Annotated in this window: 9 protein-coding genes and 2 pseudogenes; 5 read left to right on the forward strand and 6 right to left on the reverse strand. The window is 71.9% G+C overall.

Going from position 1 to position 11,773, the window contains the following annotated elements:
• Both ACFWUY_RS25570 and ACFWUY_RS25575 read left to right on the forward strand, forming a co-directional pair.
• Positions 1-228, forward strand: a pseudogene (locus ACFWUY_RS25570) (sugar kinase); the annotation flags it as partial.
• 831 nt (positions 229-1,059) lie between these two features.
• Positions 1,060-3,471 carry an ABC transporter substrate-binding protein gene (locus tag ACFWUY_RS25575; protein ID WP_384113605.1) on the forward strand — a complete coding sequence of 804 codons (2,412 nt, stop codon included), beginning with the start codon at positions 1,060-1,062 and terminating at the stop codon, positions 3,469-3,471.
• Positions 3,472-3,567: 96 nt separating this feature from the next.
• Here the strand turns inward: ACFWUY_RS25575 and ACFWUY_RS25580 are convergent, their stop codons facing one another.
• The 3 genes from ACFWUY_RS25580 to ACFWUY_RS25590 are packed head-to-tail and all read right to left on the reverse strand — an operon-like array spanning position 3,568 to position 5,997.
• On the reverse strand, positions 3,568-3,906 hold the full coding sequence (locus ACFWUY_RS25580; RefSeq protein ID WP_384113608.1) for an STAS domain-containing protein: 339 nt from the start codon (positions 3,904-3,906) through the stop codon (positions 3,568-3,570).
• 22 nt (positions 3,907-3,928) lie between these two features.
• Positions 3,929-5,194, reverse strand: coding sequence for a PP2C family protein-serine/threonine phosphatase (locus ACFWUY_RS25585; protein WP_384113611.1), 1,266 nt, complete (start codon positions 5,192-5,194; stop codon positions 3,929-3,931).
• Positions 5,194-5,997: an alpha/beta fold hydrolase gene (locus ACFWUY_RS25590; protein ID WP_384113614.1), complete on the reverse strand. Its 804-nt coding sequence runs from the start codon at positions 5,995-5,997 to the stop codon at positions 5,194-5,196. The genes ACFWUY_RS25585 and ACFWUY_RS25590 overlap by 1 nt, the downstream gene beginning before the upstream one ends.
• Before the next feature lie 220 nt (positions 5,998-6,217).
• Between ACFWUY_RS25590 and ACFWUY_RS25595 the strand changes: the two genes are divergently transcribed.
• Entirely contained in the window at positions 6,218-6,391 is a 174-nt protein-coding gene (locus ACFWUY_RS25595; RefSeq protein WP_384113617.1) for a CsbD family protein, read from the forward strand.
• 189 nt (positions 6,392-6,580) lie between these two features.
• Here ACFWUY_RS25595 and ACFWUY_RS25600 read toward each other — a convergent pair whose 3' ends face one another.
• Entirely contained in the window at positions 6,581-7,237 is a 657-nt protein-coding gene (locus ACFWUY_RS25600; protein WP_384113620.1) for a hypothetical protein, read from the reverse strand.
• Between the two features lie 700 nt (positions 7,238-7,937).
• Entirely contained in the window at positions 7,938-8,084 is a 147-nt protein-coding gene (locus ACFWUY_RS25605; RefSeq protein WP_384113623.1) for a hypothetical protein, read from the reverse strand.
• 106 nt (positions 8,085-8,190) lie between these two features.
• Between ACFWUY_RS25605 and ACFWUY_RS25610 the strand changes: the two genes are divergently transcribed.
• A complete protein-coding gene (locus ACFWUY_RS25610) occupies positions 8,191-8,535 on the forward strand; it encodes an alpha-amylase (RefSeq protein ID WP_384113626.1) in 345 nt (114 codons plus the stop codon).
• Between the two features lie 520 nt (positions 8,536-9,055).
• Positions 9,056-11,179 (forward strand): SpoIIE family protein phosphatase, encoded by a 2,124-nt coding sequence (locus ACFWUY_RS25615; protein WP_384113629.1) that lies wholly within the window; start codon positions 9,056-9,058, stop codon positions 11,177-11,179.
• 119 nt (positions 11,180-11,298) lie between these two features.
• Here ACFWUY_RS25615 and ACFWUY_RS25620 read toward each other — a convergent pair.
• Positions 11,299-11,436 (reverse strand): annotated as a pseudogene (locus ACFWUY_RS25620) (IS6 family transposase); the annotation flags it as partial.
• Positions 11,437-11,773: the final 337 nt, after the last annotated feature.

Below are 11,773 nucleotides of genomic sequence, written 5' to 3' on the forward strand. Positions count from 1 at the left end.
CGCTTCCTGGAGACCGTCAAGGGGTACGCGAAGGAGTACGCGCTCGACTACCCGGCCAGCCGCACCGGCATCGGCCTGGGCACCCTGGGCCCGGAGGCGGTCACGGTCGGCGCGGCCCTGCTTCCCCTCGTCGACTTCTTCGCCCAAGGAGGCCGCCGCCCCGAACGACAGCCCAGCACCCCGGCCCCCGCCTGGCAGTCGGCCCTCCAGGACAGGGTGACCACCTGAGACGACCGCCCTTCACGGGCCGCGTACGCGTCGGCCCGGCGACGCGCGGGCGCCCCCGGGCCGCCGCGGCCGTATCACGCGGAGAGCGGCCGCGGCGGGAGCGGCACGCCTCGCGACGACGGCGGCAAAGCGCGGGAGGAGCGTCGCCGTCGAATCGGGTCGTGCCCACGCCTGCCGGACAGACGGGACGACACGCACGGGCTGTCGACCGAGAAGGGGCGACGGGACAGGGCCCCTCGATGAGAACTGCCGGCTGTCGCGCGCGTGTTCCGGGACCGGCTCACGCTGCTCCACCAGATCGCCGAGAGCGGTCCGGCGCCCCAGAACACCTGGCGCCGCGCGGCCGCGCAGCCGACCCCCGGCGCACCGCCGGGTGTGCCCGGTGAACGCGTCCTCGGCGACGCCTTCGGCTGGTTCGACGGGAGCAGGCCCGGCCGGTCGTGGCCGTCGACCGCGTCGGCACGATCGGCCGGGACCCCCTCGTGCGCGACCTGGTCCCGGCGTACAGCGCCGTTCCTCGACGGCGCCGGCTCCGACGGCGTCCGGTACACGGGTGGCACCTACGACCTCGGCAATGTCGGCGGACGTCTCGTCCTCGGCGACCGGTGGGAAACCCGTACGGGCGCAGCTGGGAAACCCGTACGGGCGCAGCGCGCCCGGACCGTGAGGCCACCGCCCCGTCGGTGGTGGCTTCCGCCGCGCCTTGCGCGCCGGGGGCGGGCGTCCGCACCGCGTTCTCCTCCGCCGGGCACACCGAGCCCGCGTCACCGTGGGCTGGATCAAGCCGTCCTTTCGTCACCTGATCGGCTCAGCAGGACCTAGAGTGTGCGCGTGACCGAGCAGAATCCCGAACTTGTCGCCGGCCGCTACCAGCTGGTCGAGCGTATCGGCCAAGGCGGCATGGGCCGGGTCTGGCGTGGCCTCGACCAGCAGCTCTTCGGACGCGAGGTCGCCATCAAGGAGATCCTCTTCCCGCCGGGAATGGACGACGGCGACCGTGCCGCGCTGCTCAGGCGGTTCACCGGCGAGGCCCGTGCGGCGGTCGCTCTCAGCCACCCCGGGGTCATCACCGTTCACGACGTCGTGGAGCACCACGGTGCCCCCGTCATCGTCATGGAGTTGATCCGGGGGCAGTCCCTGGCCGCCGCCCTCCGTGACCAGGGCCGGCTGCCGGTGCGGCGGGTGGCCGAGATCGGCGCCGTCATGCTCGACGCGCTGGCCGAGGCGCACGGCGCGCGGATCATCCACCGTGACATCAAGCCGGACAACGTGCTCCTGGCCAAGGACCGCGTCGTCCTGACCGACTTCGGTATCGCCCACCTCGCGGACGCCACGACCAGGCTGAGCCGCAGCGGGATCGTCATCGGTACGCCGCACTACATGCCGCCGGAGCAGCTGGAGGGCAGGCGCCCGACTCCCGCCAACGACCTGTGGGCGCTCGGCGCCACCCTTTACCATGCCGTCGAGGGGCACCCGCCGTTCGACGCGGACGGGCTCCACGCCCTCGCCGTCGCCGTGTTCACCCGCCCGCACCGGCCGCCGGTGCACGCGGGCCCGCTGACACCCGTGCTGGACGCGCTCCTGACCAAGGACCCGGTGCGGCGCGCGGGCGTCGCGGAAGCGGCCGAGATGCTGGCGTCGGTGCTGCGGTCCTCCCCGTCCCGGGCCGGCGCGTCCGCCGAGCACGAGCCGGGACAGGGACCCGAACCCGAACCCGCATCTACGCCTGCGCCTACGCCCGATCCGAGGGTTGCTCCCGTCCCCGCACCGGAGAACGCTTCCGTCCCGACCGCGCCGAAGCAGGCGCCCCCGGCGACGCCGTCACCGCCGACCCCCACGGTCCTGGACTCCGGTGCCGCCTCCGGCAGTCCCCGGCGCCCCCTTCCGGACCGGCCGACCGCCCCGCCCGTGCCCCCGGCCCAGGACCAGGTCGCACTCGGCACGGCGGCCGAGCCGGAGCACGGCGAGCGGGCGTCCGTCCGGCGGCCGGGCCTCACCCGGCGCTCCGCGGTCCTGGGCACGGCGCTGGCCGTGCTCGCCACGGGATCCGTCCTGAACTGGGCTCTCAACCGCGACGACGACGCGCCCCGCGGCGGTGCGTCAGGCAGCGGCTCGGGGGCCTCCTCGGTCACGGTGGTGATCGGGGTGGACGCGCCGCTCAGCGGCGGACTGTCCTCGATGGGCGTCGGGATGAGGAACTCCGCCGATCTGGCGGTCAGGACCGCCAACGAGTCCCGCCACGTCCCCGGCGTGAAGTTCGAGATCGAAGCCCTGGACGACGGGGCCGACCCGGTCAAGGGCGCGCCCAACGCCGCCCGGTTCGTCTCCGACGAGAAGGTGCTGGGTGTCGTCGGGCCCCTCAACTCCGCGGTCGCCCGGACCCTGGTGCCACCGCTCGCCCAGGCGGGCCTGGTCAATGTGTCACCGGGCAACACCGACCCCGTACTGACGCTGGGCCCCGACTGGACGGCGGGCACCGAGTCCCGTCCGTACTCCACCTACTTCCGCACCGTCGCCACGGACGTCGACCAGGGGCCGTTCGCCGCCCGGTACCTGCACGGTGAGGCGAAGAAGACCAAGCTGTACGTGGTCGACGACGCGAGCGCCCACGGCACCGCCCTCGCCTCCGGTCTCACGGCAGAGTTCACGAGGCTCGGAGGGACCGTCGTCGGCACCGAGCAGGTCGATCCGGCGGAACGCGCCTTCGCCGGCCTCGCCGCGAGGGTACGGTCCTCGGGCGCCGACGCCGTCTACTTCGGCGGCTACTACGACACGGCGGCGCCGCTCTCCCAGCAGCTCGAACAGGCGGGGGTCGACGTCCCCCTGATGGGCGGCGACGGCATCTTCGACCAGCAGTACCTCACGGCGAACCCGGAGGCGGAGGGTGACCTCGCGACGCACATCGGCGTGGCCGCCGAGGAGTCGGCGGCCGGGCGGGACTTCCTCGACCGGTACCGGAAGGCGGGGTACCCGGGGGAGGCCGGCTGGTACGGCCCCTACGCGTACGACGCGACCTGGACGCTCATCGAGGCGGTGAAGGCCGTCGTGTCGGCCAACGGCGGCACCCTCCCCGACGACGCCCGGGCGAAACTGCCGCAGGCCGTCGCGCGGCTGTCCTTCGACGGTGTGACGGGCCGCGTCGGCTTCGACGGGAACGGCGACACGGTCGACCGCCGGCTGACGGTGTACGCGGTGGACGACGGCAGCTGGACAGCCGTGAAGAGCGGCCCCGTCAACCGCTGACGCATTCCGGCGGAGCAGCACCTCGGACCGTCGCGCGACGGTCCGAGGTGCTCCGGTTCGGGTGGTCCCGAGGCCGTTCCCCTCGTCGCTCCGGGATCAGGGCCGGGTGGCCGCCTCGCTGTCGGGGTGGAGGGCGAAGACCTGGTCGAGGCCGACGATGCTCAGGACGCGAAGGGTGTGGCCGGGGACCGCGGCGAGTGCGATGTCGGCCTGCGCGGCTCGGGCGTGGTTGCGGGCGGCGATCAGAGCGGTGAGACCGCTGGAGTCGCAGAACTCCATCCCTGCCAGGTCCAGGACGAGGCGCTGGCCCGGCCGGAGGGTGAGCGTGGCCAGCAGCTGACCGAGCCGGGAGGCATGGGCGTAGTCCATGTCGCCATGGACCTCCAGCACCGGACCGGTCGCGGCGTCTCGGACAGTGATCTTCAGCGGGCTCATTCGATGTTCTTCGTCGTAGGGCTCAGGAGGCGCCGATGGCGAGGAGGGCGGTGTCGTCGTCCAGACCGTCACCGAAATCGTCCAGCAGACCGGTCAGGGCCTGGATGACGGCGTGCGGCGATTTGCCCGCGTGACCAGCGGCGAAGGCACGCAGGGCCTCGTCCCCGTACAGGGTATTCCGGTCGGCACCGGTACGGGCTTCGGTGATGCCGTCGGTGTAGAGCAGAAGGGTGTCGCCGGGCGCGAGGGTGGTGGCCGCGGTGGTGAAGGGCGCTTCGGGCAGGATACCGACGAGCAGACCGCCGGGTGTGGGCAGGAAGTCCACCGTGCCGTCGGCACGCAGGACGAGGGCCGGGGGGTGGCCCCCCGACGCGATGTGGAGGGCGACCTCCCCGGTTTCGGGATCGGGGTCGATGACGCCGAAGACGGCGGTGCAGTAGCGCGGATCGCCGCCGGTGTACCGCTCGTGGATCACCTGGTTGAGGGTGGACAGCGCGGAGACGGGGTCGGGATCGTGCAGAGCGGCGGCGCGCAGGGTGTAGCGGGTCAGCGAAGTGACCGCCGCCGCCTGGGGGCCTTTGCCGCACACATCGCCGAGGAAGAAGGCGAAGCGCTTGTCGCCGACGGGGAAGAGGTCGTAGAAGTCGCCGCCCAGCCGGTCTGGCGAGGCCGTGCGGTAGTGGGTGGCCGTCTCCACCCCGGGCACCGTCGGCAGGGAGTCGGGGAGAAGGGACTTCTGCAGCACGACCAGGGCGTCCTGCAGCCGGGCGCGGTCGGCCTCCGCCTGGATACGTGCCTCCTCGGCGGCTCTGCGGGCCCGCAGCAGTTCCTCCTCGTAGGCGCGGCGGTCCCGTGCGTCGAAGACGGTGGTACGGATCAGCAGCGGCTCACCGGAGTCGCTGTGCTTGACGACGGAGGAGATCAGGACCGGCATGCGCTCGCCGTCGGCCTGCCTGATCTCCAGGGCGATACCGCCGATCTCGCCCTGCATCCGCAGCAGCGGCGCGAAGTGCGTCTCGTGGTACAGCTTGCCGCCCACGCTCAGAAGGTCGGTGAACCGCATCCGGCCCACCACCGCGTCCCTCTCCAGACCGAGCCAGCCCAGCAGCGTGGCGTTCATCTTCGCGATGGTGCCGTCCATCAACGTGGACAGGTACCCGCACGGCGCGTTCTCGTAGAGCTCCTCGGCGCTGTCCTCCAGGAGAGCGGCGAACGCCGCGTCCGACGTCTCCTCGTCGTTCGCATCGTCCGCGTCGTGCGAATCGGACTGATGCCCGGTACGGCACATCACCGCAGCCCTGCCAGGAAACCGGTGACGGCCTCGTTGGTGGCCTCGGGCGCGGACAGGTGCGGGCAGTGGCCGGTGGCGTCCAGGGTGATCAGCGTCGAGCCGGGGATCGCCCGGTGGACGAAGGCGCCGACCTGCCTCGGGGCGATGGCGTCCTGCGTGCAGTCCAGTACGAGCGTCGGCACCGTCACCCCCTTCAGATCGTCCCGTGAATCGGACAGGAACGTGGTGCGGGCGAACACACGCGCCATGGCCGGATCGGTGGCGCAGAAGCTGTTCCTCAGCTCGTCGCCGAGTTCGGGCCGCTCCGCGTTGCCCATGATCACCGGTGCCATCGCCGCCGACCAGCCGAGGTAGTTCGATTCCAGCGCCGCGAGCAGCTCATCGATGTCCTGTGCGCTGAACCCGCCCAGATAGCCGTCGTCGTCGATGTACCGCGGCGAGGGCGCGATCATCACCAGCGCGCCGATGCGCTCCGGCGCCCGGACGGCGGCCAGCACGCCGATCATCGCGCTGACCGAGTGGCCCACGAACACCGCGTCGCGCAGGTCGAGCGCCTCGCACACCTCCACCGCGTCCTCGGCATAGCCGTGCAAGGAGGCATAGCGCTCTTCGGAGAAGGCGGCCGGATCGGCGCGGCCCGAACCCACGTAGTCGAACAGCACCACCCGGTAGTCCCTGGTGAGAGCCGGTACCGTCAGCCGCCACATGTTCTGATCACAGCCGAACCCATGAGCCAGTACCACGGTGCGCCCCTGCGGGTTGCCCGTGACGGTCACGTTGTTCCTGCGACAGATGTTCATGCCCCCTACCCTCTCAGATTCCGCGCACTGCTCTGTCGCCGCTCTCGACAGCTGCCAGTCACGGGACCGGCACCGTGACGGCGACCTGCCGGAGGTCCTTCCCGCGGATCCGGCGGCGGGATGTCCACCGGAAAAGTCCGTCGTGCAGGTGGGGTTTGGGGTCGGCGATCGGGAGCAGGAGGGGGTCACGACCAATCCGGTACATCACGAGGAGGTCCCGATGTCGGGCACGGAGAAGAGCAAGGCCCAGGCCGAGCAGGCCAAGGGCAAGGTCAAGGAGACCGTCGGCCGCGCTGTGGGCAACGAGCGCATGGCTGCCGAGGGCCGCACCGACCAGGCCAAGGGCAACGCCCGCCATGCCAAGGAAGACGCCAAGGACGCCTTCCGTCACTAGAAGCCCGCAGTCGTCAGCCGACAGTTGACGACTGTGCCGCTGGGCCCCGACCTCCCCCCTTGGGTCGGGGCCCAGTCGCGTGCAGCGGTCCGTCCCGCCCCGCGGCCGCCGACGAGATCCGGAGCGTCGGATCGCGGATCGCAGGTCGTGAGTCGCCCGTGCGGGGGTGTCCTGCAGAGGGGCAGGTGTTCAGGAGGCGGGGTGCCAGCCCCGGGGCACCAGCGCGGCGCGGCGGGCCGCCTCGTCCTCCTGCGGAGTTCCCCGACGCCTGCCGGGTTTGGACCGCACGACGTAGCGGAAGGGTGTCCCGCCCGGCTCGGCGAGCATCCCGCCGAAGCGGGTGTCACCGGCGAACCACATCAGGTCCGGCGGGTGTTGACCGGGCCTCGGGGCCGGGCCGTCCCAACCGTCCGAGGGCGGCGGGAAGGAGCAGTGACTCTGCCCGTCGGGCTGCAGCAGCACGACACGGCCGTCCCGCCCCCAGCGCCGGCCCCCGGCGCGTTCTCCCTCCGTGGCCACGACGCGTACGTCCTGGGTGCGGACGGGCCAGACCTGCCAGCCGTAACTGCTCATGACCAGCCGCTCCTTGCGCCGGGCCCGCCTCCACAGGAGCGTCAGTCCCGCCGTCACGACAAAGACGGGGGCCAGGCACACGGCCGTCACCCGGACCGTCGTCGAAGCGGGGCCGACGGCCATGGCGACCGCCCCGAGCAGCGCGGCCTCGGCGGCCAGAGTGAGCAGGCCCCACCACTGGCCCCGCTCGCGGCGCCGCAGGACGTCGTCCACCCCGGGAGTGTCCAGCGCGGCGCCCGGCAGCACCTTGTAGCCGTATTCATGGGCGATCATCACGCGCTCCGGTCTGGAGGGGCCGCGAAGAAGCGGCGCCCGGACGGGGTCCGTCGGCAGTCGGCCTCTCAGAGGCCCCCACCCTGGTGAGCCGGAGCATACTGCCGACGCGCGGCCGTTTCACCGGGGCGGGCCACAGCGATACGGAGCAGCGCCGGCCCTCTGGTCACCGGCCCGCCGACACAGCCGTGCGCCAGGACTTTTCGCACCGGTCTCCGGACGTACCGCGGTCTTCTCCGCGCAGGCCTGGACCCCCCCGCTCGTGCCGACCGGGTGCACTCCAGGTCCGCGAGGACGTCTTCACAGCGGCTCACGGCTCAGGAGACGGCACGGGGTCCGAGGGCGCGCCGGCCCCCGCGAGTCCGGTGTGGCCGCCGCCGTGCCACGCCGACCTCACGTCCTGACGAAAAGTCCCCGCGGGCCTGGAATGGAAAGTGGGATCAGGGGCAGGAGGACGGTGAGCGCATGGGACCGCTCCAGATGCCCACAGGCCCGCCGTCTCCCCCTTCCGGCGGGCCTGTGGGCAAGCTGAACGGCCCGCACCGGGCAGGGGTGCGGGCCGTTCGCCATGAGGAGGACCCGATGACGGGAAGCGGGAGATGCCGCCCGCCCCACCGGGCGGTTCAGGAACCGTCGTTCGGCCCGCGCGGCAGTCAGGGCCACGGGGCCGGGCGGCGTGGCCGCGTGTGCCTTCAGCGGGTCAGGCATGACTGTGCGAACTCCGGTTGCCGGTGAAGAGGCGGTAGAGGGCGAGCAGGACGACGGAGCCGGTGATGATCCACGCGTTGATGCCCATGGACCGTTGTTGCTCCACGACGACGAACCGCACGTCTGCAAGGCCTTTCATGCCTGAGAACACCCTTGAGCTGGTGGTTACCTGACCGTATCGACCAGTGACTGAAAATGTATTCAGGAACTTGCGCAAGGCCGCTGAGAGCCTCAAGATGCCGGGCATGACAAGCCTTACGAGCTGCATACCGCGTCCTGTCGTCCTCGCCGCCACGACCGCTGCGGGTCTCCTGCTGGCGCTGACCACCGTCCCCTCCGCTGCTGCCGTCACCACTTCCGCACCTCCGGAGTGCGTCCAGCACCACTCGAGTTGGCGCTACACCCACGTCGTCAACGGATGCGACGCCGCGATCGCCGTCACGGTCGAGTACGCCGACGGTCAGACCGCCCCGTGCCGCGTCATCGAGCCCGGCACGTCGGCGACCTTCGCCGGTTACGGACCGGGGCTCAACTACGTCACAGGGCTGCAGACGTGCGAGCCCGACTCCGTCACATCCGGCGGCGCCTGAGTTCCGAGGCTTCCGGGAACCGGCGCGGCGCGGGGTGGCGGTCTTGCGCCGGCCCTGCGCCGCACCGGAACGACCGGACCGGCTCGGGCCGGGTCCAGCAGGTCAACAGGCTGATCCGGGCGCCGGACGTGGTCGGGTGCGTGCTGTTCCTGGTCTCGGGCATCTCGCGTTCGTCGAGGCCGGACACAGGCCCCGGCCCTGTGTCCGCTCGCGCGGCCTCGGCCGGTGGGTCGTCGAGGTGAACCGGTTCGGGTCGCTGCTCTTCACGGTCGCCGCATCGGCCGCTTTCGTTCGGCCCGCCACCCGGAGTCCGGTCAACGCCGACATCGCAGACCGGGGCACGTTGTGCGGTGCGCGCCGTGCGGCGGGGGAGAGGCGGGTCCCGGATCGTCCGTCCTGGCCGGTGACGCGGCGGTTCGACGGTGACGCGCCGACCTGACGCGCCGATCTGGCAGGTCCGGGGCGCCTGCTGCCAGGCCGGTGCGGCCTTTCATCCCTTTAGCGGCTTAATGTCGTATATATGAGTGAGGACAGCATCGCGTCTGGTGGTGAGGCGTCTCTGGACCAGGTGCTCAACGGCACGGTTCAGCGTACGGGGGCGTTGGCGGCGGGCGTGTACCTGCTGTCCCCGGACGAGCCGGTGCTGTGTCTGACGGCGGTGTGCGGGCTGCCGGTGAGGGCGGTGGCCCCATGGTGGCGGGTGGCGGTGTCGGCTGCCGGCCCGCTGTCCGAAGCGGTACGGGAGGACCACCTCGTATGGGTGGGACGCCAGGAGGACATGGCGCGCCTTTATCCGAACGCGGCGGCCGGGCTGCCCTACCAGTTCGCGCTGGCCTTCGCACCCTTGCACGCGGCCCGCCGCTGGGGGGTTCTGGCGCTGGTGTGGCCCAAGAGTCATCCGCCCTCGCTGACCCGTCGTGAACGCGGGAGCATCCTGTCCAGTGCAAGCCGCGTCACCCAAGTGCTGGAGCAGGCGCCCACTCCCTGGAGCATCCCTGATCAGCCCCGTGCGGTGTCCCTGATCCGGCCCGGCCCGGACCCGGCGCAGATCGGACTCGCCGCCGTCGACCTGCTGCAGCGGCTGCCCGTCGGCGCCCTCGGTTTCGATCTGCAGGGCCGCATCACCTACCTCAACGACGCGGCCGCCCGGCTGCTCGGCCGCAGTGCCGACAGCCTCCTCGGCGCCATGCCGTGGCAGGCCGTGCCCTGGCTCGACACTCCGGTCCACGAGGATCATTACCGCACCGCCGTCTTCAGCCGCGAGCCGGTCGCCTACACCGCACCGCGCCCACCCGACCGCTGGCTCGACATCCGTCTCTACCCTGGCGACAGCGGCATCAGCGCCCTCATCTCCCCCAGCGTCCGCCGGCGGTCGGCGGACGCCCCACCGCCCCACATCACTGCGATCCCGGGCGCGTCACCGGAGCCGGCCGGCACGGGACGGGTCCACCAGTTGATCCACCTGGCGGCAGCCCTGAGCCAGACCGTCACCGTGGCCGACGTCATCAACACCGTGGCCGACCAGATCCTGCCCGCTTTCGGCGCCCAGGGCATGGTCATCTCCGCCGCCGACGCCGGCCGTCTGAGGATCATCGGGCACCGCGGCTACGATCCCCGCAACGTCGCCCGACTGGACGGCCTGCCCCTGGACACCGGCATCACCCCTGTCGGCCACGTCCTGCAGAGCGGCGTCCCGGCCTTCTACGCCAACCCCGCCGAGATGGCCGGTGCCCACCCGCAGGCACCCGCCCTCAGTGGCAAACAAGCCTGGGCGTTCCTTCCCCTGGTGGTATCCGAGCGCCGCGTCGGCTGCTGCATCCTGTCCTATGACCGCCCCCGCTCCTTCAGCGCGGGCGACCGCGCCGTCCTGGTGTCACTGGCCGGGCTCATCGCCCAGGCCATGGACCGCGCGCTCCTGTACGACGCCAAGCACGACCTCGCCCACGGCCTCCAACAAGCCCTCCTGCCGGTGACCCTGCCCCTCGTCCCCCGCCTCGCCGTCGCCGCCCGCTACCTGCCGGCCGCCCACGGCATCGACATCGGTGGCGACTTCTACGACCTCATCCGCCTCAGCGACACCACTGCCGCCGCCGTCATCGGAGACGTACAAGGCCACAACATCAAGGCCGCGGCCCTCATGGGCCAGGTACGCACCGCCGTCCACGCCACAGCCGGCTCCCTGCCCGGCGAAGTCCTGGCCCGCACCAACCGCGTACTGATGGATCTGGAGACCGACCTCTTCGTCTCCTGCCTGTACATCCACATCGACCTCGCCGGACGACGCCTTCACCTGGCCAGCGCAGGACACCTGCCCCCGCTGCTCCGCGGCCCCGCAGCCACACCCCACACCATCGCGCTCGAAGTCGAGCCCGGCCCCTTGCTCGGCATCGGTATGTGCACCGAAGCCGACTATCCCGTCATCACCGTCCCTCTGCCCGCAGGATCCCTCCTCGCTCTCTACACCGACGGCCTCGTGGAAACTCCTGGCACCGACATCACCGACTCCATCACCGACCTCGCCGACCACCTCACCAGGACCGGTGACCAGCCGCTCGACGTCCTGGCCGACAGCCTTCTCCGTCACGCCGGCCTTCGTCGCAGCCGTACGGACGACATCGCCCTGCTCCTCCTGCGCAGCCGGTAGGCGGAGCGGACCGCTCCTTCCCCGGCCAGGGAGTTCTCCCCGGCCGGGTGCCGTACGGGAACCGAATGCGGACAGGGACCGCCGCGCCCTCCTGCCGGGCGGAATCCCTCCCTCGTGCCTTCGCGCCGACGGGTGGGCAGGTGGCTGTTCTCCGCCCGGTTGTTCAGACCCTTGTGCGAGCGATCTCCCACCGAGGGCACGGCCTCGTGACGGGCCGCGCCGCAGGAACGGAGCCTGTCGGTGGAGACCACCCGCGGCCCCGCACGGGAACGTCCAGCACGTCGCCGTCCTGGTCGACGTCCACCGCGGGTACCGCCGCCACTATGGATCTCGACCTGCGCCCCTCGTGCGGCAGCGGCAAGCTCCCCGTGGACCGGGCGAGGCCCTCACCGAACCGGGAGAAAGCGCGGAAGCCCGCACCTGTCCGCGTCAGGTCCTCGATCTCGGTGACGCGGCCGCCGGCACGGTCCTGACCAGCGCGCGGAAGCTCCTGGTCCCGCTCCGGGCCGATCGAGGACCACCCTCTGCCGTAAGGCGGCCGTGCCGTGCCGACAGGCAGGCCGGCCGCCGTCATGCACCGCAGTGATGCGCCGG

It is taken from the genome of Streptomyces sp. NPDC058664 (genome assembly GCF_042716635.1).
Lineage (GTDB): Bacteria > Actinomycetota > Actinomycetes > Streptomycetales > Streptomycetaceae > Streptomyces.